20 protein-coding genes and 1 pseudogene are annotated in these 26,417 nt (G+C 35.3%); 12 read left to right on the top strand and 9 right to left on the bottom strand.

All coding sequences use genetic code 11. The features are described from left to right. Position 1: 1 nt before the first annotated feature. Entirely contained in the window at positions 2–574 is a 573-nt protein-coding gene (locus QH639_RS25840; protein ID WP_237899189.1) for a nitroreductase family protein, read from the top strand. A gap of 57 nt (positions 575–631) precedes the next feature. Here the strand turns inward: QH639_RS25840 and QH639_RS25835 are convergent, their stop codons facing one another. The 3 genes from QH639_RS25835 to QH639_RS25825 form a co-directional block, all read right to left on the bottom strand. After that, complete coding sequence (locus QH639_RS25835; RefSeq protein WP_054549083.1) at positions 632–2,014, bottom strand: dipeptidase; 1,383 nt, start codon at positions 2,012–2,014, stop codon at positions 632–634. Between the two features lie 277 nt (positions 2,015–2,291). Next, entirely contained in the window at positions 2,292–3,035 is a 744-nt protein-coding gene (locus tag QH639_RS25830) for an SDR family NAD(P)-dependent oxidoreductase (RefSeq protein WP_131520708.1), read from the bottom strand. Between the two features lie 20 nt (positions 3,036–3,055). After that, on the bottom strand, positions 3,056–3,811 hold the full coding sequence (locus tag QH639_RS25825) for an SDR family NAD(P)-dependent oxidoreductase (protein ID WP_048393320.1): 756 nt from the start codon (positions 3,809–3,811) through the stop codon (positions 3,056–3,058). Between the two features lie 192 nt (positions 3,812–4,003). Here QH639_RS25825 and QH639_RS25820 point away from each other — a divergent pair, with 192 nt between their 5' ends. Together QH639_RS25820 and QH639_RS25815 are read left to right on the top strand one after the other, a co-directional pair. Then, entirely contained in the window at positions 4,004–5,137 is a 1,134-nt protein-coding gene (locus QH639_RS25820) for a LuxR C-terminal-related transcriptional regulator (protein WP_131520709.1), read from the top strand. 293 nt (positions 5,138–5,430) lie between these two features. Further along, the gene (locus QH639_RS25815; protein ID WP_036078118.1) at positions 5,431–5,979 is read left to right on the top strand and encodes an RNA polymerase sigma factor; all 549 of its coding nucleotides are present in this window, start codon (positions 5,431–5,433) and stop codon (positions 5,977–5,979) included. A gap of 106 nt (positions 5,980–6,085) precedes the next feature. Here QH639_RS25815 and QH639_RS25810 read toward each other — a convergent pair whose 3' ends face one another. From QH639_RS25810 to QH639_RS25790, 5 genes are all read right to left on the bottom strand, one after another. Beyond that, positions 6,086–6,532: a MarR family winged helix-turn-helix transcriptional regulator gene (locus QH639_RS25810; RefSeq protein WP_131520710.1), complete on the bottom strand. Its 447-nt coding sequence runs from the start codon at positions 6,530–6,532 to the stop codon at positions 6,086–6,088. A gap of 23 nt (positions 6,533–6,555) precedes the next feature. Next, complete coding sequence (spx, locus tag QH639_RS25805) at positions 6,556–6,960, bottom strand: transcriptional regulator Spx (protein ID WP_004225558.1); 405 nt, start codon at positions 6,958–6,960, stop codon at positions 6,556–6,558. Positions 6,961–7,399: 439 nt separating this feature from the next. Then, positions 7,400–8,971, bottom strand: a complete 1,572-nt coding sequence (locus QH639_RS25800; protein WP_281115464.1) for an ABC-F family ATP-binding cassette domain-containing protein — start codon at positions 8,969–8,971, stop codon at positions 7,400–7,402. Positions 8,972–9,005: 34 nt separating this feature from the next. Beyond that, the gene (locus QH639_RS25795; RefSeq protein WP_004225556.1) at positions 9,006–9,191 is read right to left on the bottom strand and encodes an SE1832 family protein; all 186 of its coding nucleotides are present in this window, start codon (positions 9,189–9,191) and stop codon (positions 9,006–9,008) included. Between the two features lie 192 nt (positions 9,192–9,383). Continuing rightward, positions 9,384–10,430, bottom strand: a complete 1,047-nt coding sequence (locus QH639_RS25790) for a PseG/SpsG family protein (protein ID WP_281115463.1) — start codon at positions 10,428–10,430, stop codon at positions 9,384–9,386. A gap of 318 nt (positions 10,431–10,748) precedes the next feature. Between QH639_RS25790 and QH639_RS25785 the strand changes: the two genes are divergently transcribed. The 5 genes from QH639_RS25785 (at position 10,749) to QH639_RS25765 (ending at position 18,136) form a co-directional block, all read left to right on the top strand. Continuing rightward, positions 10,749–11,579: an oxidoreductase gene (locus QH639_RS25785; protein ID WP_237899195.1), complete on the top strand. Its 831-nt coding sequence runs from the start codon at positions 10,749–10,751 to the stop codon at positions 11,577–11,579. A 128-nt stretch (positions 11,580–11,707) separates the two neighbouring features. Beyond that, complete coding sequence (locus tag QH639_RS25780; RefSeq protein ID WP_131520713.1) at positions 11,708–12,262, top strand: NADPH-dependent FMN reductase; 555 nt, start codon at positions 11,708–11,710, stop codon at positions 12,260–12,262. A 112-nt stretch (positions 12,263–12,374) separates the two neighbouring features. Continuing rightward, positions 12,375–16,157 carry a DEAD/DEAH box helicase gene (locus QH639_RS25775; protein ID WP_281115462.1) on the top strand — a complete coding sequence of 1,261 codons (3,783 nt, stop codon included), beginning with the start codon at positions 12,375–12,377 and terminating at the stop codon, positions 16,155–16,157. Position 16,158: 1 nt separating this feature from the next. Continuing rightward, positions 16,159–16,911 (top strand): hypothetical protein, encoded by a 753-nt coding sequence (locus tag QH639_RS25770; RefSeq protein WP_259419738.1) that lies wholly within the window; start codon positions 16,159–16,161, stop codon positions 16,909–16,911. A gap of 154 nt (positions 16,912–17,065) precedes the next feature. Then, the gene (locus QH639_RS25765; protein ID WP_131520716.1) at positions 17,066–18,136 is read left to right on the top strand and encodes a glycosyltransferase family 2 protein; all 1,071 of its coding nucleotides are present in this window, start codon (positions 17,066–17,068) and stop codon (positions 18,134–18,136) included. Positions 18,137–18,372: 236 nt separating this feature from the next. Here QH639_RS25765 and QH639_RS25760 read toward each other — a convergent pair. Next, positions 18,373–20,247: pseudogene (locus QH639_RS25760) on the bottom strand (DNA topoisomerase III); the annotation flags it as partial. A gap of 94 nt (positions 20,248–20,341) precedes the next feature. Here QH639_RS25760 and QH639_RS25755 point away from each other — a divergent pair. Genes QH639_RS25755 through QH639_RS25740 form a run of 4 tightly spaced genes read left to right on the top strand, consistent with a single transcriptional unit; the run spans position 20,342 to position 26,337 of the window. Continuing rightward, the gene (locus tag QH639_RS25755; RefSeq protein ID WP_089933070.1) at positions 20,342–21,556 is read left to right on the top strand and encodes a site-specific integrase; all 1,215 of its coding nucleotides are present in this window, start codon (positions 20,342–20,344) and stop codon (positions 21,554–21,556) included. 2 nt (positions 21,557–21,558) lie between these two features. Beyond that, positions 21,559–23,994 carry a helix-turn-helix domain-containing protein gene (locus QH639_RS25750; RefSeq protein ID WP_281115461.1) on the top strand — a complete coding sequence of 812 codons (2,436 nt, stop codon included), beginning with the start codon at positions 21,559–21,561 and terminating at the stop codon, positions 23,992–23,994. Between the two features lie 13 nt (positions 23,995–24,007). Continuing rightward, a complete protein-coding gene (locus QH639_RS25745; protein ID WP_281115460.1) occupies positions 24,008–25,627 on the top strand; it encodes a site-specific integrase in 1,620 nt (539 codons plus the stop codon). Positions 25,628–25,635: 8 nt separating this feature from the next. Continuing rightward, the gene (locus tag QH639_RS25740; protein WP_281115459.1) at positions 25,636–26,337 is read left to right on the top strand and encodes a hypothetical protein; all 702 of its coding nucleotides are present in this window, start codon (positions 25,636–25,638) and stop codon (positions 26,335–26,337) included. The last annotated feature ends 80 nt before the right edge of the window (positions 26,338–26,417 follow it).

The raw sequence follows: 26,417 nt of genomic DNA, 5'->3' as shown, positions 1-26,417 counted from the left end.
TATGAGCGAACAAATTTTATCTGTTAGAGATGCAATTATTCAACGTCGTTCCATTAAAAAGTTTAATGGCCAGCCTGTAGAGCGTGAGGATTTAATGGCTATTATTGACGATGCAGTATGGGCTCCCAATCATGGTAATCGTGAGCCGTGGCAATTAGTTGTTGCCTGTGGAAAGGAATTAACAAATCTTCACCAGCTATTACGTGACTTAACAATTCCTAAATGGCAGGAGCTTTCAAGCGAAGATTTAGCGAAGCAGATGTTGAAATTTACATTACCAGGTGGCTATGCCTTTGTTATCGTTCCAGAGGATGCGCGTCAAAAAGAACGTTTAGAAGATTATGCAGCAGCAAGTACATTTATTCAAAACATGCAGTTACTGGCATGGGATAGAGGCATAGGCTCTTGCTGGAAAACACCAGGCTTCCTAGATAATCCAAAATTCCGTGAAGCTTTAAAGGTACAGCCAGGTGAACGTGTCATTGCTATGCTACAAGTTGGTTATTTTGATGAAGTGCCAAAAGGCAAAGAGCGCAAACAAGCAGCTGATATCGTTACGATTTTTGGTGAGTAATCAAATAAAAAAATCCCTTCACTTTGACAGTGAGGGGATTTTTTAATTAATCGATATTTACTTTTGTAATCCTGAAACCTCATATAAATAATCACTAAGAACACGCAAGCCTTTATCAAAGTTTTCTAAATGGAAGTGTTCATTTGGTGCATGGAAGTTTTCACTTGATAGACCGAAGCCCATTAGCACTACAGGTAAATCTAAAATTTCATCAAACGCAGCGACGATAGGGATGGATCCACCGCCACGTGTGTATGCTGTTGGTACATTATACACTTTTTCATAGGAGCGTCCAGCAGCCTGAATAAATGGATGATCGAAAGGCGTTAGGAATGGACGGCCTTTATCAAATTCAGAAATGTTGATTTCCACACCAGCAGGTTTGTGCTTTTCAACATGTGCTTTTAAAAGTGCTACAATTTCATCGGGCTCTTGATTTGGTACAAGACGACATGTGATTTTAGCGCCAGCTTCAGCGGGCAGCACTGTTTTGATGCCTTCACCTGAGAAACCACCAAATACACCGTTAACCTCTAGGGTTGGGCGGGCCCAAGTACGTTCTAAATAAGAATACCCTTGTTCACCGAATAATTCTTTTACGCCAACTTCCTGTTTAACAGACTCTTCATCGAAGCCAAGCGCAAGATAAGCCTCACGTTCCTCTTCTGTTAATGGCAACACTTTGTCGTAGAAACCTTCAACTTGAATCGTACCATGCTCATCACGGAAGGATGCTAAAATTTCAGCTAATGCGTGAATAGCATTTTGTACGCCACCACCATAAAGACCGGAGTGTAAATCTCCCTTAGCTCCACGCACATCAATTTGAATGCCCGTTAAGCCCCGTAAACCATAGCATACCGCAGGCTTCCCAGGACCATAAAGACCTGTATCGGAAATTAAAATTAAATCTGCCGCTAGTTTTTCTTTATATTGTTCAACATAGGCAGGTAGATGTGGACTACCAATTTCTTCTTCACCTTCATAAATGAACTTAACATTGACAGGTAATGTCCCTGTTGTAGCAAACAATGCCTCAATCATTTTTAAGTGCATAAAGACTTGTCCTTTATCATCACTCGCACCACGAGCAAATAATTTATTGTCTCGAATTGTAGGATTAAAAGGCTCACTGTCCCATAAATTTAATGGATCAACAGGTTGAACATCATAATGACCATAAAATAAAATAGTTGGTTTACCCTCTGCATGTAGCCAGTCTGCATAAACAACAGGGTGCCCAGCTGTTTGTGTAATGGAGATATTTTCAAGATTTAGTTTTTCAAACGCACTGGCTAGCCACTCAGCTGCATGTTGAATATCCTCTTTATGCTCGGATAAAGAACTGATACTTGGAATTCGTAAAAATTCATTCAATTCATTTAAATGTGCCTCACGGTGTTCTGCAAAATAAGCATCAATTTGCTGTAAATTAGTCATTAAGCATCCCTCTTTCTACTATTTCGATAATAGAAATAGTATAGCACAATTTGCTTTTAGGAATCTTAAATTGTCTTGAAAGATTACACATAGCACCTACAAAATAAACCACAAGAGCTAAATAGCAATTGTGGTTGAGTCTTACTTGAGTGGATTATAAATTTGTCATTTTTCAGTGAAGGGTTCAGATACAACAGCCAGATCGCTTCACACTTTTAACGGCTAGAATGGCATCATTAAATGCACTAGCTTTCAGGCAAGTCTATTCAAAGCCCCATTAGTGAGCAGTATAACCACCATCAACAAGAAGCGTTGTACCATTAACAAAGCTTGCGTCATCGCTTGCTAAGAAGAGAACAGCTTTAGCGATTTCTTCTGGTTTACCAAGTCGACCTTGTGGGTGAAGGGATGCTAAATATTCTTTCTTCTGAGCATCGACCTCAGCTAATAGAGGAGTGTCGATATAGCCAGGACACACCGCATTTACACGAATACCCTGTTTAGCGTAAGCAGTACATAGGTTTTGTGTTAATAATTTAACGCCACCTTTTGCAGATGAGTAGGCTGTAGGGTTTGGTAAGGCAACGAAGCTATGAATTGAACCAGCGTTAACAATGACACCACCTGTCCCTTGAGCAAGGAATTGTTCAATGGCATATTTATCCGAAAGAAATACACCTGATAAATTAATATCAATTGTTCTTTTCCATTTTTCAAAAGAAAGCTCGTGTGCTGGTGCATCGTCAGCTACACCTGCATTTGCATACATAATATCAAGTTTACCGTATTTAGCAACGGTCTCCTTTATCATGTTTTGAATGTCCGTTTCATTAGTTACGTCTGTTTTTACGAAGAGTGTATCAAAACCATTGTTATTTAATTCTTCAGAAACGCTTTGTCCACGATCAGAAAAATCGGCAATAACGACTTTAGCGCCTTCTTCTACAAAGAGACGAACTGTGGCTTCACCGATACCACTAGCCCCACCTGTAACAATTGCTACTTTATCTTTTAGTTTCATATAAATGACCACCTTTAATGTTATTTTGCTGTTGCTCCGCCATCAATAACGAATTCTGCACCTGTTGAAAAGGAAGATTCATCAGAAGCTAAAAACAATACAGTTTGCGCTACTTCCTTTACAGAGCCTAAACGTCCTAATGGGAATAAGTTTTTGCCTAATTCATCTTTTGAGCTTCCTGTTGTTGCTGATGCATAGTCTGCCATACCTGTATCAATGTAGCCAGGATGAATGGAGTTGACACGTACGCCGTATGGAGCATACTCCATAGCAGCATCTTTTGTCATAATGCGAACAGCCCCTTTACTAGCGCCGTATAATACGTGACCAGCAGCACCTGTTAAGCCTGCAATAGAGGAAGCATTAATAACAGAACCATTATGTTGTTTAGCCATAAGCGGCATAATATGTTTCATGCCTAAGAACACACCTGTCACATTGATGGACATTAAGCGGTTCCAGTCAGAAAGCTCGATTTCTGCAAGGGGTTTTATGATATAGATACCTGCATTATTGAAAAGAATATCCACTTTCTTAAATGTTTTTATTGATTCATCTGCAACCTTTTTCCAGTCTTCTTCATTACTAACATCGTGGCGGATAAATACTGCCTCACCGCCGATAGTTTGAATATCACGGACTGTATCGTTCCCAGATTGTTCATTTATATCAGTAATAACTATTTTTGCTCCCTCTTTAGCAAATAATAGTGCAGTTTCTTTCCCGATTCCTGTACCTCCACCTGTAATAATGGCCACTTTGTTTTCTAATCTCATTTCAAGCACGCACCTTTCATTATTTCTGGTTATATGGTTGCCTTAGGATTCAAAAGTATTCGCATTGTTTAGCGATACCTTCATCTTACTCCTTTCAATTTGAAATACTATCCTATAAGATGCTGTATAATATAGTGAGTGAATATCCTCCATTTATAGGGGTATTTTTAGTGTGAAGGAGAAGAATTTCCTATGACGCATCCATTTCAATCAATTGAAGAAGTAACACTTCAAGAGTTTGTGTTGTTTATTAAAATCCATCATCAGCAAATTGAAGAGAATACAATTATTTACCTTAATCTAGAACCTTCTATAACTGGGGCAGATCGAAATAGAACAGCAATGCTATTAGATTCATTTTTGCGTTTAATGACACATGCAAATATCGAGGAATTAAATAATGATGATAAGTATTTTTTTAACACATGGCTTCAATCACAGTTGTCCATTATTGATAGGAAGAGCTTTAATTTATTCCAATTAATTTTCGAGAAATCATTGATTACTTTTATGATTCAACAGAAGAGTAGTCGAACGAATGCCATCTTCATGTATGTATTATCGACATTTACGTTACTTGTAGAGCTTTATTATTATGACTGTGAGGGAGATAACCAAACTAGTAACATCGCTAGCGAAAATCAGAAAATTAGGCATCTACAGCTATTAGATAGGCTTGATAAATTGCTTATTAGTTCCTCAGGTTATCAGGATTTAGCGCTGATTTTAAAAAAATGTGAAGAGTATTTTAGTTATAAAAGATGTGTATTTTACGCATATGTCCCATGGTCCAATCAATTTTATGGAGTTATTGGCGCAGAGCTTCCTAAGGTGCAAAGCATGAAAGGGGAGTTGACTGGGGAAAACACAATACTTAGTTCAAGAAAACCCATTTATTTAAAAAATCCTAAAAATTACTTGAAAGACGAGCATATCCAATTATTTAATTTATCCTCGATTATTTTTATTCCCATTTTGCGTCAAGATCAATTATTTGGATGGTTAACATTTGATCAGCTAGGGGAGGAGTTTGATTGTACAAAGGAAGAATTAACACTCCTTGAGGAAGTAGGGAAGCGTTTAGGTTTATTTTTATCACGTAAGGGCGAGAAGGTAGAAAAGAATACAGTGCTTCATTTAACTGAAAGGGAATCGATGATACTTGGCCTGCTTGCCGAAGGATATGATAATAAAAAAATTGCTGGTTTATTATTTTTAAGTGAGCATACTGTCAGGGATTATGTAAGCAGTCTTATGACAAAGCTCAAAGCAAAGAATCGAACACAGGTCGTTGCCTCAGCCTTTCGTCTAGGACTGTTAAGCTAAAACACCCAATGCACTTCTATTAGGAGTGCATTTTTTGTTTCTTCAAATGCTAATTAATATTCTGACAATAAATACTATTGAAAATATAGTTTAATTAATAGGTAACTATTGTCATCAAAAGCTTTTTTGGAGGGAAAGCAGTATAGTAGTAAAACAATTTTTACGAATATTACAAGTGAAAGCGATTAAGCTTACACGATTGTAATGAAATTGAAAGCCAATGCGATAGAGTGTAATACATTATTTTGCGAGAATGTGTATAGAAGCAAGAACAAGAAGCGGAGGCATACACAATGAATGAAAAATTAGAAGGCGTATACGAGGAATACAATCGTTATATATATCATTTATGTTTAAAACTAACTCGCAATAATATAGAAGCTGAAGATTTAATGCAAGAAGTTTGGGTTAAGGTTGTACGCTATGAAGATAGCGTGGCCGAAGTAGAGCATATTAAAGCTTGGCTGACAACTATTACAATGAATACATTTAGAGATCGCTATCGTAAAAAAGTACGACGTAGCAAATATATGATGAACCAACCTGAAACATTAGACGTGCCGATTCTAGATTTGGTTCCCAATAACGATATTTCTACAGAAGAAAAAATTGAAAAGGACATTGTGACAAAACTAGTCCAGGATAAAATGGAGCAATTAGATGCGATTTATAGAAAGACTTTATGGTATTTCTACATAGACCAATACTCACTTGCAGAAATCTCTACAATTATGAAAGTTTCCATTGGTACTGTGAAATCTCGTTTATTCCGTGCAAAGGCTCGATTAAAAGAAATGCTCATGTCAGATACAGCTATTGTGGAATCTGTGCTACCAGCGTAATAAAGCAGATTGGTCGCACATCACAGTACTTAGACGGAAGTATTTGGTCGACTAATCAAAAAAGATGCATTCGCAAATAGTTGCAAATGCATCTTTTTATTGTGCTTTAATCTGGTCGATTTGTCTCCACATCCAATAAACATTTAGAAAAAATAGATCGTAAGGTTTGCAGTTCCTCCGCTGTTAGCATACCAAACATATTATTAATGATTTCACTCACTTGTTGACGAGATTCTTTTAATATGTTTTCACCGTCAGCCGTAATGACTAGTTGAGAAGCACGGCGGTCTGTGGCATGCTGTGTTTTTTCAATAAAGCCACCATTTATCAGCTTGGTTGTTAAAACGGTGACACCACCAGTAGTTACTTTTAACCGCTCAGCAATAGCAGAAGGGCGTTTTGGGCCCTCCTGCGATAAGTAGTCTAAAATTAAAATATGGGATTTTGAAAAGCCGAGTACATTATGATTATTCCACTCGTTTGCCCACTTACGCTCAATAGATGAAACGACTTCAAACAACGAGGTAATGGCTTTTTGTTTTTCTTGGTCCATAGAAGGTCATCTCCAAAACTGTTTTAACTTTCTTGTGCCAATCTTGTCATCGCATTTAATTCGTAAGCACGTACTTTACGTGGGATAAAACGACGGATGTCCATCTCATTGTAACCAACTTGAATACGTTTTTCATCTATTATAATAGGACTACGCAACATTCTTGGATGTGCCTGAATAATAGCAAATAGCTCTTGAATAGAAAGTTGGTCGATGTCGATATTTAAATTTTTAAAGTCATTTGAGTTTGTTGCAATGATTTCATCCGTGCCATCTTCAGTCATACTTAAAATTTCTTTGAATTCTGCAAGTGTAAGTGGGTGAGATGTAATACGTTTTTCTTTATATTCTATGTTGTGATCTTTTAACCATTTAAGTGCTTTTCTGGATGAAGAACAGCTCGCTTGTGAGTAAATTGTAACTGTCATTCTTCATTCCTCGCTTTCTTTTTTAGATTATATTTTACAAATAGCTTATTAGTAAGTTAATAGTTTATATATATATATCTTACTAGTAAGCTATATATAAATCAATAGTTAATTGAAAAAATTTCTCAATCGAATTATTATTTTTTCAGCTATATTAAAATATACGAAGATAAGCGTAAAAAGTTTCGTTTATTCAGCTTACAATGATGTAAGTTTATGTTAACTCTATAGAAAATGTCTTTTTAAGCTATAAAATCGATGTTGAATGAATAGGGACTACTAGAATTCTATGTTGTCTCGTAGGAGAGAGTTAGTTGGAAGTAGGAGTAAAATTGTTAGTCCACTGATTATAGTATGTTTAAATGAGGCTATTTATACATAGAAGTTAAAAAATTTAAAAGAGCAGCCCCATAACATGTTGGAGCTGCCCTTGAAATAATTAGTCTTGGCCTTGTTGTCCAGAAGTAAACCAATCTTGAACATTCCAGACTTTTGTTACGAGTCCTTCATAGAAATCAGGTTCGTGACTTACTAGCACAATGGTACCTTTAAATTCTTTCATGGCACGTTTTAATTCATTTTTTGCATCTACATCTAAATGGTTTGTCGGTTCGTCGAAGAGAAGCCAGTTAGCTTCCTCCATCATTAATTTACATAAACGCACTTTAGCTTGCTCGCCACCAGATAATGAATTAAGCGGACGTGTAATATGGTCAGTTTTTAGGCCTGCTCTTGCTAAAGCTGCACGTACTTGGGCTTGTTCCATAGAAGGGAATGCATTCCAAACATCATCAATAGGCGTGATTTTCTCAGCTTTTACTTCCTGTTCAAAATAGGAAGGATATAGGTAGTCACCACGGACTACTTTCCCACCAAGCGCATTAATTTTACCTAACATTGTTTTTAATAATGTGGATTTACCAACACCATTCATACCGACTAAAGCAATTTTTTCACCTCGTTCAATCGCAAAAGAAAGTGGAGGAAGTAATGGCTTTTCTTTATCGTAACCAATCACTAAGTTCTCAGCCTCTACAACATAGCGGCTAGATGAACGGGCTTCTTTAAAACCGAATTCTGGTTTTACAGCTGTTTCTGGGCGATCAATTCGCTCTAAACGATCAAGTTGCTTAGCGCGTGATTTTGCACGACCAGTAGTGGAGTAACGAGCCTTGTTTTTGGCTATAAAATCTTCTTGCTTCTTGATGAACTCCTGTTGCTTTTCATAGGCTTCAATATGCTGACGTTTATTGATTTCAGCAAGTTCAAGGAATTTTTCGTATGTTGCAGTATAACGAGTTAATTTAGAAAATTCCAATTGGAAGATGACATCCACTGTTTCGTTCATAAATTCTGTATCATGTGAGATTAGAAGGAAAGCATATGGATAATTCTTTAAATAAATTTTCAACCAAGTAATATGTTCCTCATCAAGATAGTTCGTCGGCTCATCTAATAAAAGTACTTTTGGTTTTTCTAATAAAAGCTTAGCGAGGAGTACCTTTGTACGTTGTCCACCAGAAAGGGCAGCTACATCACGCTCTAAGCCAATGGCATCAAGTCCAAGTCCACGTGCCACCTCTTCAATTTTCATATCTAATGAATAAAAATCTCCTGCATCTAATGCATCTTGTACTTCTGCCATTTGTTCTAAAAGTACTTCTAATTCTTCAGGCGTTGCGTCTGCCATCTTGCCTGTAATTTCATTCAGTTCTTCTTCTTTTTTATATAATGGTAAAAAGGCATCGCGTAACACTTCACGCATTGTTCTACCAGCCGTTAGTACGGTATGTTGGTCTAGATAACCATAGTGTGTACCAGGCAGCCACTCAACTTTTCCTGTATCGTGGATCGTTTGACCTGTAATGATACCCATTAATGTAGACTTACCGACACCATTAGCCCCTACAAGTCCAATATGATCACCTTCCACTAAGCGAAACGATACATCTTTAAAGAGTGTACGATCACCGAAAGAATGACCTAAATTTTCTACTGTTAATATTGCCATATCTGTTCCTCCAACTATCTTTCTTGTTTACATTTTATAGTTCTGCAAGCTGCTTGTTAAGTTCTGCTAATTGAGCTTCCATATTCGCAAGACGTTGCTCTGCCTTAGCTACCTGATCGTTGTGTCCAGTAGACTCCAACTTTTCTATATCACCTTGTAAATTCATATAGTCCATTTTTAACTCTCTAATTTGGTATTCAATATCACTTTTTGTTGGCATGAAGACTACTCCTTTTGAGAATATTTTTATAGTGAATGCGTGTAAAAGCGATGGAGGTTTTAAGAATCCCCCACCGCTTATTCTTTAAAATCAATCGGGTACTTGTTGAATTTACTTATGTCCCAACTACTGTAAGAGCTGTTGGAGTGAAAAATTCTTATATATTGTATCATAATCATCTTCGAAGTAGCACTAAGTAGAAGCGATATTATGACGATCGTAAGCAAAATCTAAGAGTAAAGCTTGAAGTGTTTCATTATTACCAGCAAGATTGAGTTGTCGCTGTTTTCTCACTGCTCGTTCACTGCGAGCTTCGTGTAAAAGAAATTCCATGACAGCATTTTGGATTTGTGATTGCTTCATTTTACGACCAAGTCCTAGATGGATAAAGCCATTATGCTCACGAGGAAAAGCATGTAAAAGCTCAGCTTCAGTTTGCGCAAGTGTAATGCATGGCACGCCATAAGAGGCAATTTTATAAGGTGTATAGTTAGCATTACAAATAATGACATCTGCTTTAGGTAGTAGTCTGAGGAGTGCATCTTTATCTCGAAGAATAGCAGTATTGCGACGACTAAGTACCATCATTTGCAAGTCATCCGTTGCATGGCGATAGCTGTCGTCAATCATAACTGTAATTTGTAGTGGTATTTGTAGCTGAGTTAGGTGTCGAAGTGTTCGATACGTTAAATTATGCTCGTCCCCATCCTCGAAAGCAACAACGATATGAGGCGGATTTTCAGGTGTTTTACTATCAGGTATATTATCGAAATGCTGATATGCATCTGGCAGGGCAAAAACAAAGCTTCCACCAATATAATGCGCTGGTAAATAATCTTTCACTTCTTGATAGAGTGCTAGTAGTACACAATCACAGGCTTGGCCACCTTCACCAAAATCATCAAAATGAATAATTGTTTTGCAGAATGGTCGTAATTCCTCTACTTGCCAGCTTTCAGAATTTCGCCCATCTCTAACAATTAAATCAGGTTGAAGTCCTTTGATTTGCTTAGGTAATTCGTTAAAGTGATCAAATAGAATAGGCGTAACTCCTTCATTCATTAAAATTTGAATACCGTCATTTGAAGGAGTCTTTACAAAGATAAAAACCTTCTCATTCGAAAGTAGTTTAGCTAATGTTGAAACCCGTTCAAAAGGATACAGCCCTTTATCAATACAGCTTTCAATAATGAAAACAATCGTTTTTTTTGGTTCAATTGCGTGTGTTTCGTTTTGCAAATGTATCCCATCCTTTCCTCTGTCTCTTTAAATTATGGCGAAGAAAGGGCAAGTATGTGTAAAATTTAGGATTTGATCATGATTGTCTCTAGCGGAATCTTCTAAAATAGCTATCTTTAATCAGTTTTAATCATTAAAAAAATGGTCGATATATATAGTAAGGCGAATTGTAGGAATATACATAACAATTGGAAGTTCTTTATCTTGGTTCGAAAAATCCCTCTACAAATGGAGATGATGGGATGCTTTGTTTAACTCCGATGTGTCAAGATAAGCGTAATTGATATACTATCAATAAGTAGAAGGACGGGAGAAAAAATGAGTATGCGTGCAGCGATTGTTGTAGGGGCGACTGGTTTAACCGGCTCCGCTCTAGTTGAACAATTATGTGAAAATGATGAGTATATTTCAGTAACAGTTATTGCACGAAGAAAGCTAACTTATACGCATCCAAAGTTAGAAGTGAAAATTCGTGATTTTGATAGAATAGAAGAAAACGATATAGGATTTGCTCATGAATTGTATTGTTGCTTAGGTACAACCATTAAAAAGGCAGGCTCTCGTGAAATGTTTGAAAAGGTAGATTTTGAATACCCGTTAGCAATTGCCTCTTTAGCAAAAAAACGGGGAATCCCTCATTTTCTTGTGATTACGGCAATGGGAGCTAATGAAAATTCTCCATTTTACTATAATCGAGTTAAAGGTAAACTTGAGCGTGATTTAGAGGAACTAGGTTTACAAAGGCTTTCCATTATTCGCCCATCACTCTTAGTAGGGAACCGTGATGAATTTCGATTAGGAGAAAAGGCAGGAGAAAAATTATTAAAGCTTGCACAGCCTTTATTGATTGGACCTTTAAAACGTTCTAGAGCAATTGAAGCTACACAAGTGGCAAAGGCTATGATTATCATTGCCTTATATGGTAAACAACAGCCAGTCACTATTTATCCTTCAGATGAGTTAGCTACATTAGAGTATCCGGAAATACCAGAAGAGGACATTTCAAGAGAGACATTATTTAATTGGGATAAGCTGAATGAAGGCGAGAAAGTTAATCGTGAGGTTGTCATTAATCGAGATAAATATAAGCTTGAGGAAACGGTCATTGATAAGGAAGTCCATTTCCGACAACGTGATCAGGATAATTAATTTTAGGATTAAATTCGTCGTTCCGTCTAAAGACTGAATTTATATCAATTGTCATGACAATCCTTTCCGAGCCACTTTTCATTTGTTACAATATTATTGTAGAAGATGAATGTGGAGGCAAAGTAAAGATGAAAATTTTACTCGTAGATGGCACGATGTTTGGTCGTAAAACTGGTGCTATTTTAGAGCAAGTGGAGCAATATATTAAAGAATTAGATGCTAGTTTCGAGTTAGAAATGATGCATTTTAGTCAATATAAGCATCAAATTGTGGATGGTTCTCCATTAAATGATGATATGAAAAAAATGATTCAACAATTTGAAGAGGCAGACGCTTACATTATTGCAACGCCTATTTTCCAAGCGTCCATTCCAGGTGTTTTGAAAAATGCCTTTGATTTCTTACACCCTAAAACAATGCGCTATAAGCCCGTATCTATTGTTGCAAATGGAGGCACATACCAGCATCACCTTGTAGTCGAAAATCAGCTAAAACCTATTTTAGACTACTTCCGAGCGCTTGTTACGCCAAACTATGTGTATACACATACATCACATTTCGATGCAAATAATACTATTGTAGATGAAGACGTTCATAGTCGTTTACGTGAATTAGCTCGAGTATTTGTTCAATACTGTGAAATGAGCAAGAACTTGCCGAAGGAAACAATTGACCAACATTAAGATAGCCCTTGTACGGTGGTAAGAAATCACTGTGCAGGGGATTTTTCTTTGTAAGTATTGTTTTAGGATGTGATAAAATAAAACTTTAGTGACACAGGAAGGAGGGCTGCTCATGCAGGACATCGCTTTACTAGAAAAACAACGCTGTAATCTTATTTTGACCAATAAGGCGAAGGAAGCGGTAGAGGAATGCTCAGCAAACGAGCATGCCTTTTTTGCGTTACAAAGATCTTTTACTGTCTATATTGAAAAACGAAAAGCAAAAACAGTTGGTGAAACCTTTTTATCCATCTATTTTAATGCGGAGGACAATGAAAAATTAAGCGATCTTCTTGCTGAGAAAACGGTTATTATGGATTGTGTGCTAAAGGTGGAAGGATTGCTGGCAACCAATATTCGATTTGTCCATATGCGTGGACCTATTAACACAAATCGTCGCTTAGCAGCCGCATTACAATTTGTGACGAAGCCTAATAATGGAGCAGGTATTCCACTTGATTTGCACACCAAAATAAGACAGTTACCGATTGCAGAAGAACGTACAGAGTATGTAAAAAAGCGTATAGCCAGCTGGGAAGGCTATTTAAAAATACAAGAACGAGATGCAACCATTGATGATATTCATACAGAATTTAAGCAAAGCTATTTCAATGAAGACTTTACACGCTTAACCATTGTATGTCCCTACATAAAGAGTAAAGAATGGAAAAGGTTAGATGGTTTAAGTGTTAGCATTCAAGGAATTCGAGGCGAAATAGGACAGGTTATTAAGGCTAATGCAGGAAAGCAAACGGTAGAAATTGATGTAAAGCCTTTTATACAGGATTTGGCTCGCAAGGACCAGCTGAATCTTCGTTCAAAACAAACGAGCTTTAGTAATTTTGCAACATTAAGCCAAATTCGACGACTACGTAATGGTTTTACAAAGCTAGAAAAGGGTGAGGCAGTAAACCCTAATTTAGAAACAATATTGTTTGAGCGGCGTCCTACAGTTCGCGCATCCAAGCTACGCGAAGATATTGAGTTTCATAATAATTTAAATGAATATCAACGACGAGCCGTTTTAGGTGCACTATCAGTTGAGGATTTGTATGTCATTCAGGGTCCACCTGGTACGGGGAAAACAACTGTCATTTCAGAGATTTGTCAGCAAAATGTAAAAGCAGGCTTAAAAACACTTGTTGCCTCACAGTCTAATTTAGCTGTAGATAATGCATTAGGACGCTTACTGTCCAATCAAGAAATTCGAATTTTACGCTATGGTAGAACGGAAAGTATTGAGGAAGAGGGTAAAAAATTTATAGAGGAAAATGTTGCGCTTCAGTGGCGTGAGCAGACACTTGCTGCGATTGAAGAAGCAATTACAATATTTCCAGAACGTCAGCAAGAGCTAGAAGCAAATCTGGTAAAAGCAAAAGAGGAGCTAGAGAAATTAGAGCAATGGCTAGAGCAATTAACACAGGAAATTGCTGCAAAAGAGCAGGCAGCTATTGAGGAACCCATTTTACAGCAGGAGATTCAAGCATTAAAAAAAGAATTGAAGGCTGCTAAAACAGAGCAACAAACATGTGAGACTCAAAAAGAGCATTATGAAAAACAGCTCGCACAAATTGAGCCAATTGTACAGCAGCTTGAACAGACCCTTGCTGATTACCCTTCAGTCGAGCAACTACAGGGAACGATTCAGGAAACTACTGAAAAAGTGAATCATCTAGAGGCTGCTGCTCAATATAAAGAACTACAAGAACAAAAGCACCAGTTAACACAGCAATTTGAAGAGATACAGCAGAAATATGAAATCGAAAGTAATCGTCTAGTAATCATGAAGGAAGCGCAAAAATATATATACACCTTAACCTCATTTGAGCTTATCCAGCGTTTTTTACAGCATTATCAAATTCGCCCTTCTCATGTACTTTCGCAACAAATTGATCGCTTGCAGCATTTAGAGGATGCGAAAGATTTAGAGGCATGGTCAACGATTAATGCGCGTTTACAAAAAGCAATTGTGAAGCTTGAGGCTTTGGTTACGCATGAAGGCAAGGAGCGTGCCCTTGCTAAAAGTAGACTACAACCGGTACAATCGTTTTCTTTGCAAAACCTTACTGGTGTATTCGCACAATTAAACACGGCTTTTCAAGATGGTCAAGCACCAGCAAGTGATGTTATTGAAAGTTATTTGCTCGGGCTATATATGCGTCGTGATTTTGTTTGGCAAAAGGGTATAGCACTAAAGCAACAGCAAGAGCATAAAGATCAGGAATACGAAACTTTTCGTAAAAATCTTGGAACTTTAATTCATCAGGAATGTGCAATAACTAGCTTTGATGTGCAAAGTTACCAGCGGCAGCTCCAACCATTTATCCAGCATACTGAGCGGTTACAACAATTAGCAAACGCCTTTCAAATTACTGAAGAACCAGAAGAATCTGTAGACTATTTAAAAATTCTTGCCTCACAAGCTAGAGAGTCTCTTCTACAAGCAAAGCAGCAACTGGAGGCAGTGGAACAGGCTAAAGTACAACTCGTTCCTAAACAAGCCTCTTTACAGACTGTCCAAACAAACTTGCAGGAAGTAGAACAGCAGCTAACGCTTATAGAAGAACAAATAAAAGATATTAATATAGCAGGATTGAAGAAAGAAAAGCAACTAGCTACCTATACAAAGCTTTTACAATCTATGCCAGAACGAACGGCTGAAGAGGTGAAGGAAGCTATTCAAACTGCAAAGCAAGCAATCGAAGCATTCCAACATCAGGAAAAACAGCTACCTCTTCACAAAAAACTACAAGAACAATGGCGTGAAAAATTACAAAACGCAACAGAGTATGATTTAGATGAAATTCGAAAATTGTATGTGCGTCATGCGAACGTTATTGGTACAACATGCGTAGCTTCTGCCAGTAAGGAGTTTATGGAAAATTATCCGACCTTTGATGTGGTTATTATTGATGAAGTTTCAAAGGCAACACCACCAGAATTGCTCTTACCAATGCTAAAGGGGAAGAAAGTAATTTTAGTAGGTGATCATCATCAGCTACCACCATTACTTGGGGATGATACGCTGGAGGAAACATTAAAGGCAATGCTAGAAGAAAATCCAAACTTTGAAGGCGCACAGGAATTAAAAAATCTGTTGCGTGAATCATTATTTGAGCGTTTATTTAATAATTTGCCACCAACACATAAGCAAATGCTAGCATTGCAATACCGCATGCATGAGAAAATCATGCAAAGTATCACACCGTTTTATGCGGAAGAAGAAAATGGCTTGCAATGTGGCTTACCAGATTCAGATGCAGCAAGAGATCATGGCTTAGAAGGGCAGTTTATAAAACGTGATGACCATTTACTGTGGATTGATATTCCAACAGAAAAACCTTATTTAGAGGAGCAAGTAAAAGGGGGAACGAGTCGTTTTAATGAAGGAGAATTGCTCACAATTAGACGTATTTTACTAGATCTCAATGAAGCTGTGAAGGCAGCAAAAGAAGCAGGGCGTATGCCGCAGGATGCTCAAAAAAGCGTTGGTGTCATCAGTTTCTACGGTGAGCAGGTAAAGAAAATTAATCGTCTTCTTCAGCAAGAATTACAGCTACCACATCTGCAATTTAGAACAGGGACTGTTGATAAATTCCAAGGGATGGAAATGGATGTCATTTTAGTGAGCATGGTTCGTAATACACCTAAAGGCGGGGATATTGGCTTTGCCAGAGATTATCGTCGATTAAATGTCGCGCTATCTCGTGCCCGTGAGTTACTACTGCTTGTTGGAAGTGCAGAAATGTTTGCAAAACGTGCAAAACATCAAGAGACAAGAGAGATGTATGCGAATTTGTTAAAAACAGTAAAATCCTACGATGGCTTGCGTAATCATGAAGGATTGGTGATGTAGATTGTCAAAATTACAACAACGACTAATGCGTGAGCTTCAGCAGAATCGTAATATTAAAATTGTCAAAACGGCTGAATGGTGTATTCCCATTCGAACAGTTGATGTGACCTATGAGCCTGTTCGTCGTTCAACAATGGATGTCTTAATGACAATGCTTCTGCTTAGTATCCAAGAGGCGGATTTTAGCAACGCACAGGAATTGAGCGAGTTATTGCTTGTAGACCCGTTATTTATTGAAGACTTGGTTTCTTTAATGATTCGAGTAAACCTTGTGAGGAATGAAGATGATTTCTATAGGCTAACTGAAAAAGGTCAGAGGCAGCTAGAACGAGGTATTTTTGAAGAAGAACTAGAGGAAGAAACCTCCACGCTTTACTTTAGTCCTTGCCATCAATCGTTTCTCACTATTGATACAAGTAATGATGAATATGATGAATTGCCAGAGCTTTATCGTTATATTGACAAAGAGGCAGAACAACAGGAACAATTTGAGGAGTCCATGGTGATTGCAGCTTTACAGGAAGCGGATGAAAAAGAGGAAGGTAGCTCTCAGAAAGTCATCGCAAAAATTGTTCAAACAGAGGCGCAACAAATTAATGATAGCCCATGTTTAGAGTTTGTTCTTTATGATAAGGAACAGGATATCGTATTTGTACGAGTATGGAATACATTACTCAATCAATGGGATCATCATTTAGAGCAACAGCTTACAGAAGAAGAACAATTAACATGGCGTGAGCAATATTTATCTTGATTCAATAGGATTTCAATTGCTAAAAAAACGAACGTAAATCGCGTTCGTTTTTTTGTTTTACATTATAAATTTACAAAGTTAGGTGATAATCGAAAAATTTTTTCGATAAAATACTGCATTAGCATAAATTAAACCATTGCTAAGGAGGGGACAGATGTTAACGATTAGTTTATGTATGATTGTTAGAAATGCACAATGTACGATTGAAAGATGCTTAGATTCTGTTCAGCACCTCGTGGATGAGATTAATATTATTGATACTGGCTCAACTGATCGTACAAAAGAGATTGTACAAAATTTTACCTCTCGAATTTATGACTTTTCCTGGTGTAATCATTTTGCCAAAGCACGAAATTTTTCCTTTCAGCAGGCAACAAAAGACTATATTTTATGGCTTGATGCAGATGATGTTATGACAAAGGAAAATCAGCACAAATTCAGCCAGCTAAAGCAAACGTTATTTCCTTCTATTGATGCTGTAACAATGGATTATTATTTGACGCTTGATTGTGATGGGGAAGTGGAGTGTAGTGAACGAAAGTTTCGTTTAGTAAAAAGGGCGAATCATTTTCAATGGGAGGGTGCTGTTCATGAGAATTTAAGGGTGTCAGGGCAGCTCTATCATAGTGATATCGCTGTCACACATTTACCGTTAACGAAAGATATTCATCGCAATATAAATATTTATGAGGCATTAGTAAAGAATGGACATTCTCTTTCAGCAATTGAGACATTTCATTATGCGAATGAACTAAAATTACATCACCGTTATCTAGAAGCTATTAATCAATACAATCTATTTTTGGATAGCAACTTAGGCACTACAGATAATCGCATTGAGGCTTGTTTACAAGTAGGGGAATGCTATCGATGTTTACATGATGATCAACAAGCACAGCAAGCTGTTTTGCAATCTTTCCTATATGATCGACCAAAGCCAGAAGCATGTTGCCGAATGGGCCAATTTTTTATGGAGCAATTAAAACATAAAGAGGCTATTTACTGGTACTCTCAAGCCTTGCAACAAGCTCCTGCCGATACAATGACTATCCAAAAGCATGCTTATTCAACATGGATTCCTCATTTACAATTAAGCCTTTTATACAGGGGGTTACGGTTATTTGAAAATGCCTATCAGCATAATCTAGAGGCACAAAAATGGAAACCGAATCATCAGGAAATAATCAATAATGGGAAATATTTACTTAGTCAATTAAAGATATAAATCTTTCTTATGGAAAAGGTACATCAATAAACAAGACATAAATAGCTTGGCCAATTAACACAGAGACACCTACAACAACCGTCATAAAAATTACATTACGTGGCCTAAAATCTTTTGCTTCCATTAAAAACCTCCCTCGATATAGAATATTCAGTCAATTCAAGATATGTTTAGAAGGGATGAGTATGCATAATAAAAGAGCAAATTCACATATAGAGTGAATTTGCTCTTTTTAATTAATCGAACTTTAACCCCTTCAATGCTTCAGCAAGTGCATTGTTCACAGGCTCCTCGTTGTTTTGCTGCTTTAAGTACTTTTGTACGGAGCGCTTGTCGACCTTGCCTCCGCCTTCTTTTTTGCGTCTTGCTTCAAAGGCTGATAATTTTTCGCGATAGCCACATTTACAAACGAAAATTTGACCATCGCCTTCTCCACGAAGCTCTAATTTTTTATGACATTGTGGACAACGTGCATTTGTGGTACGTGAGACATTTTTACGATGACCACATTCGCGATCTTGACAGACAAGCATTTTTCCTTTCTTGCCATTCACTTCAAGCATCGGTTTACCGCAATCAGGACAGGATTTGGTAGAGATATTATCATGCTTATACTTTTTGTCACTACCCTTAATCTCTGTAACAATTTCCTTTGTGTAATTTTTCATCTCGCTAATAAATACATCTTTTTTTAGCTTACCCTTTGCAATAAGCTCAAGCTTTTGCTCCCATTCTGCTGTCAGGGCAGGGGATTTCAATTCCTCTGGCACTAGGTCGAGTAGTTGACGACCTTTAGAGGTAATGTAAATATCTTTGCCACCACGCTTTTCTATTAAGAAGGAATTGAAAAGCTTTTCAATAATATCTGCACGTGTTGCGACTGTGCCAAGACCACCCGTAGATTTTAATGTGTCGGCTAATTTTTTATTATTCGTTGCCATGTATTTTGTTGGGTTTTCCATGGCTGATAAAAGTGTAGCTTCGTTAAATCGAGCAGGTGGCTTTGTTTGACCAGAAGTTTGGGCAAGAAGCTTTACTTTTAACATATCGCCCTTCTCAATGCGTGGTAGTATTTGTTCCTTTACGTCATCTGCTGTGTCCTCATCATCAAAGCGATGCTCATAAACTTCCTTCCAGCCAGATGATAAAATCGTTTTTCCACGAGCAATAAAGCTTTCATCGCCAATTTTTGCACGAAGTGTTAGTTGCTCATATTCAAAAGCAGGGAGTAGAACAGCTAGGAAACGCTTTACAACAAGATCATAAATTTTACGTTCCTTATCTGTGAAAGCTGAATAATTTACATAGCCCTCTGTTGGAATAATTGCATGATGATCTGATACTTTACTATCGTCGACAAAGGCCTTTGTTGGCTTGATTGGTTTAGTAAGCAGTTTATTGGCGATGGAGCGATATTCACCAATACCACAGGCCTTTAAGCGTTCTGGTAGTGTGGCAACGATATCCTGTGAAATAAAGCGAGAATCCGTACGTGGATAAGTTAACACTTTATGTTGCTCATAGAGTTTTTGCATGAGATTCAATGTTTCTTTCGCTGAGTAGCCGAAGATTTTATTGGCATCCCGCTGCAATTCAGTTAAATCATAAAGTCCAGGTGCAAATGATTTTTTAGGTTTCTTTTCAATGTCCGCAACAATAGCATTGCTATTTCCTATTTTTTTCACCAGTGTATCGATTTTATCTTTATCAAAGCTACGACTATTACCATTTTGGTCTTGCCATGTGAGCTTTAAGTTGTCAGTTGTTTGCGCTTCAATACCATAATAAGTTTGTGCCTTAAAGTTTTTAATTTCATCTTCACGTGCAGCAATTATTGCTACTGTTGGTGTTTGTACACGTCCGCAATTCAACTGTGCGTTAAAGCGGGTAGTTAGAGCACGAGTAGCATTAAGCCCGATATACCAATCTGCCTCTGAGCGAGCTACAGCAGAGGCATATAGATTATCATATGCATTACCTGGCTTTAGATTGGCAAACCCATCTTTAATTGCCTTATCTGTAACAGAGGAAATCCATAAGCGTTTCAAAGGCTTTTTAATTTTCACTTTATCCAGTATCCAGCGTGCTACTAATTCACCTTCACGTCCAGCTTATCTCTATAAGAATGCACATTAATATTTTGTACATAATATTAAAATATGCTAACCTTAAATTCTTGTAAAATTCAGAAAAAGAGGTGTTTTTGTGAAAGATGGGAACCTAATATTTCTAAAGAAAGATGATGTCAAATTTGTTTCAGTACCCATTTGGATTGATTATGTATTTTATAATGATGGGAAAATCGAAAAGAAACAAGTCTGTTTAATAGGTATTAAAAACCCTGAATTAAACATTCACTCCATACATCCTCTAACAGAATTTATTATGTATTTTTGGCAGAATAAAGAGTTCAATACTCAAAAGAAACATTCAAATAACATTGTCAAATTTTTAAATTATTTAATGAGAAATTACAAAAGCTTAAAACTTAATTCAATCTATAATTTACAGCTAAGACACGGGAATTTATATTTAAATAGCTTAACTGAAGAAGGGTTAAAAAAAGAAACTATAAAAAATGCAGAACAAACGCTGGCTTATTTTTATAAATGGCTTCAAGAAAACTTTAAAACAGATTTACCAATAATCACTTTTAAACAAGGAAGGTTTGGAGATTTTATAGATTCACCATTCTCGCCAATCTATCCAGAGAATCAACCAAAAAATATAGAGCATGCCTTTCCTACAAGCTATATCCCTTTGTTCTTCGAAGTTGCAATACATGTTGCAAAACCTATAGCCTTAGGTATTTATCTACAGTTTTTAGGTGGTTTACGTGTAGGCGAAGTAGTTAACTTAACAAAAAATCAAATCCTTAAATCTGTTGACCAACACAGTATTACATTAAAGCTAATGAATAGACATTTAAGAACTGATTTAAAAGAAAATAGTAGTGTTAAAAAGGTACGTCATCAAACAGTTTTTAAATTAAACACTTGGACAAGTTCATTAATCAGAGATCATTTAACTTTATACAAGTCTTCTGACAAAACCAACCCTCTTTTTGTTAATAACGCTGGTCGAGCAATGTCCGCAAGAAGCTATAGACAATATTTTGATAAGGCTAAAAGAGAATTTATAAATCTATTACTTAATAGTCCCGATTTTGAACAAAGACAACTTGGTAGGCACTTAAATCAAATGAAATGGTCTACCCATATCGGCAGAGGAACATTTTCAAATCTACTCGCTGAATTTGCTGAAAATCCATATGATATTTCTCAACCACGTGGAGATAGTGACCTTACCTCTTCATTAGCCTATCTGCAACGTTCTAGTAGAATTCATAACAAATTACAACAAAAGTTTTCAAATTTACATGAAGTTTATATACCTAGTTTAATTGAAAGAGAGGATTAGATATGGATATTTATAGCCTAGATGATGTAAAAAATTTGCTAGGTTTTAAAAGTGCTACTAGTGTTAGAAATTTGATAGATAAAGGTTTGTTTAAAACTGCTCAAAAAATCAATGGGAAATGGACAATATCCAAGGCAGACTTAGAAGAGTTTTTAGAGCATTCAAAGAACAACGAGTTTGTCACTTTTAGTGAAGCAGGAAAAATTTTAGGCAAGAATCCAAGAACTCTATTGGATTGGCATAGAAAAGGCGAGATATTTCCTAATGCTCAGAAAACTGATCGTTTATGGAAAATACCAATGAAAGATGTAAAAGAATTTAAGAATGTATTAGATACCTATTCAAATGATAAATATTATACACGTAAAGACATTTCAGAACTATTAGGAATACAAACAGTTACTGCTACTAAACTAATTAACTCGGGAGTCATTTCATCTAATATATTTAAAATTAATGGTGAATATAACGTCCCTAAAGCAGATTTTGACTTATTTCTAAAGGAGCAAAGAAAATATAATGAAGACTATGTTTATCTAAAGGATGCTGCTACTAAAATAAATACTAGTTTCGCTGCTGTATCACAACGCATTAGAAAATATTTTCCAAATGCAATTAAGGATATTTGGGGAAAATGGAAAGTCCCTCCGAGTGATATTCATAATTATTTAAGTAAAACTAATATTTATAATAAGAACGTTGCATTAAAAGAATTATTGATATTTGTTAACGATCAATATGAAAGTTTTGAACACAAAGAAACATTAAAGCTTTATAAAGCTTTTTTAAAAATCCAATTTAATAAAATGCATGGTTCTCTTGTTTATATTAGAGATAGGGAGAACACTTACAAAAAGTTATTTATTCATCTAACAGAGAATCTTACAGATGAAATCTACCTTTTACATGTAAACGATATAGAACAACTTTTAATAAAAGCTAAAGTAAAATCATTAAAACTGCTTTTACCTAGATTTTTAAATTATTGTTATGCAATCAAAGATATAAGCAGTCCCGAAAAAATTGTCATCGATTTATCTAATAAAAATCAAAACAATCAAATTTATTCACCAGTTATATTCAACCAAATTTACAATTATTCAAAAGACGTATCTAAGCATAAGTTAAATGCTATAGAAAATCAAAGTTATGCAAATATGTGGGCTTACACCATTTTATTGCTTACCGATTTTATTCGGGGAGCAGACTTAATCTTTAAAATGCCTAATATAAATTTGGATTTCATGAAGTCAGGGAATTTTAAATATATCACTCAAAATAATCTTATTTTGAAGGAGTCCCATCTGATAATTAATCAACTTTATACTCATTTCAGAAATAAAAGAGCTAATAAAACCGGAGAATTATTAACTTTTATAGTTTCACCTGACTTAGTTGTTCCATTAGCCCATGCCTTAGTAATTAGTGAATTGCATAGACAAAAAAATAACCAAGTATATTTATTAAACACTTTTATAAGTGATTCAATGTATCAGCATGTCTATACAAGCGGAAACCAATCACATAGAGAGTTCTTCACTAATGCTTCTTTACCAACAGACTTTAAATTTCATAGTCAAAAAATGAATAGAAGTGTAGGTACCTACCTTTTCTTTAGTATTGTGGAAGAAGATGCCGATAATGCCGATTTAGCATTAACATTAACGCAAGGTAGTAGGTCACATAAAGATTCAAACTCTACAGCTATATATATTCAGTTAACTAATAAAGATGGTTATATTAATCGTGTTTCAATTAATTTATTCCGGAGAGGATATTTTGGGTGGTTATATAACTATCTAATTTTAACAGCGATTCAACACCAAGAAATACAGCACACTATCGAAGAACGTACGGCTGCAATTGAAGAACTAAGGAGTAAATATTCACTAAACCAGACAGAAGACCTTGCACAAATGTATTTAGATGTTATCTCCAATGGAGACATTGATAGCTATTTTGAAAGTCGTTCAGAAATCATAGAAATTAATTCTGAAAATTTATCTGATATTTATTCGAAATTTAACAGCATTATAGAGAAAATAAAAAAATATTCAATAGACGATATTAGGAATACTCTTTTGAAATTAGCTAAGGGGGAACTTCCTTCAAAAAATGAATTCGGTCAATGTTTAATCTATCCTAAATGCGAATATCCCTTAGCAAAAAATTGTTTTAAATGCGAGTATTTTATTCCACAATATCTAGTTTTAATAGAACTTAAACAAGAAATAGATAAAGTCATAGATTTGATTAATAAAACTAATAATTACTTTCTACTTAAAAAGCATTCCCATTTTCTTAAATATTATTTATTTTTATGGAAAGAGGCTCGTTTAGCTTATGGAGAAGAAATTGCTAATGCCTATCTTCCAAAAGAACATATAAAGTCTATGATTGAAAATATCGCACATAAGATCTTACTAAAAAATGATTAGAGGTGAATTAAAATTGGAACTAAAAATGAAAATCTCAAGCCCCTCTGATAGTTTAGTAATGCAAAAAATAAAAAAAGTTGATATTTCTACTTTCAAAGAAACTGACTATAAACATATGTTTAATGATTTAAAAAGAATAGATCTAATATATGGGGAATACAAAGCTAATACTTGGAACATATTCGACGAATTACAGGATATGCCAATAGAAATCTCCTTCGAAATAAAAAAATATACACTATTAGTAAAGTACTTAAAACAATTTACATTACTTAGACTACAGAGTTCTAAAAAACCTCTGACCGTCTATAACGAAGTTTACAACATCAAAAAATGTATTATTAATAGTGATGGCTTAAAATCACAGACAAAACTAGAATTATTTTTGTACGAAGAATATACAAAGAGTAAACATCATGGCGGTAACTTAGCTAGCGATTTGAAACTATTTTTATCTTTTATTCACCCCAAAAATGTTGAGGAACTAAAAAGAATTTGCGAAAAATTCCCTATTGTAAAACACCTAAATAGGGAGTTACCTAATTTACAAGATATTTTAAAATTTGATGAGATTTTGAATGATTATTTTAAAACGCATGATTCTGAAACAACCTTCAGGTATTTACCAATTATGCTTTGGTGGTTAATTACAAATATCATTCCACAAAGACCTAGTGAATTTTTAAAACTCCAAAAGGACTGTTTAGAAATTGCTCAAATAGATGGAGAAGATAAATATTTTATTAAGGTTCATAGAATTAAATCGGAGAACACAATAGATTCTCTGGAAATCGATAAACTAACTTTCAATCTTATAAAAAGTAATATGCAAAAGATTACTACGAGATTAAAAAATGATACTCCTTACCTGTTTACTATTGATTTTTACTACCTTGGCAAAACTAGAAAAAATAATAGAAAAAAATCAAATGAACGCTTAAATAGACGGGATTTTTACGCTCTTTTAAACGACTTTTATAAAGTAGTAGTAGAAGGTTTATATAAAATTAATAGAATCGAGAAAATTAGATTTGGGGACACTAGACATTTTGCAATTATTAATATGTGTTTACAAGGATTTAATATGCTTTCCGTAGCAAATATGGCTGGTCATAAAAGTATTTATACGCAGAATGAATATTTCTCTCATGCTAAACAATTTGCAACTTCTTATGTATATTTAATGGCTCAAAAGAATTTAGAATTTGCTTTCTCTAAAAACTTTTCAAACGGATTAGTTGGATGGAAAGAGTTTGTATATGATAAGGGAAAATCAATATCAATAAAAGATTTAAATACAGAAGAAGTAGTTGGACCAATTGAGTATGGAGTTTGTTTAGAATTAAAAAAGGCTTTCCCTAAACACTGTATTACTGACTGTAGATTTTGCCCCAAATTCTATTTCAAGCCAATTATTTCAGAATACGATGAAGGTCTTGAATGGCTAATCAATGGTTCCTCTTTCATGAAAGATAAAATTGAAAATGCAATTGATTTTATGAAAGATATTGTTACCAATAGTATAAATAATAACAATAGAGCAGCTCAAAATTCACTCCAAACTACTTCTAGAAACCTTGTGAATTATATGGATCTAAAAGCTATAGTAGATATGAAGATAATGGGAGAGTGATAAAAACCATGAATTCTAATGACGATATAAAACCTGGGCGTCCTAAAACGCATACAGATGCAGAACTAAGGGAGCTAGCTGTTAATATTAAATATAAATGTAAAGGTAAAAAAATTACCCCTACCCTCTTAGAAAAAGAGACTGGTATTGGTAGAAACACTTGGAGTAGACGTATAAAAAGTTTTATAGAAGAATTAAATAATCCTGTATTACGTTCAATTCCTTTAGACGAATCTATAGAAGTATTTATGCCTAATATTGAAATGATTTTCGAAAAATACGGGAATAATAAAGAACGTCTAATCAGAGAATTATATTCATTAGAAGAGTTAATAGATACTTTGTATTTTGAATTAAAAAATTCAAAAGAAGAAAATAAAAAATTAATGAAATACCAAGCAGAAGCTATTAAGTATAAACACCAGGCTAAGGAACAGCTTCAAAGAGCAAATTATTATGAGGACTTATATAACAAAACTGTCGCTTCAAGTTTGTATCCTCATTTATATTCTAAATCGTCAATTCTAACAGAATTTAATATTACTGAGAAATTAGTAAATATTAATGAAGACACAGTCAATCAAATGACATTTAAAAAAATTGCATTAGAGATAGATGAAAAAATTGGTTCTAATGAAAATTTAACTTTTAGTGATATTAAGAAAAAAGAGAGCGTTATGGAGTTTTTAAAAGATGAATTTGATTTATAAGGCTATTCGTAACAAGTAGTGGAAACTAATTTTTAAAAATTATATTTCATTATACATTTGAAAGATATTGTGAAGAAAGG

The sequence above is a fragment of the Lysinibacillus sp. 1 U-2021 genome, from assembly GCF_029916965.1.
Lineage (GTDB): Bacteria > Bacillota > Bacilli > Bacillales_A > Planococcaceae > Lysinibacillus > Lysinibacillus capsici.
The sequence above is the reverse complement of the archived record's forward strand: the minus strand, read 5'-3'. Positions and strand labels throughout refer to the sequence as shown.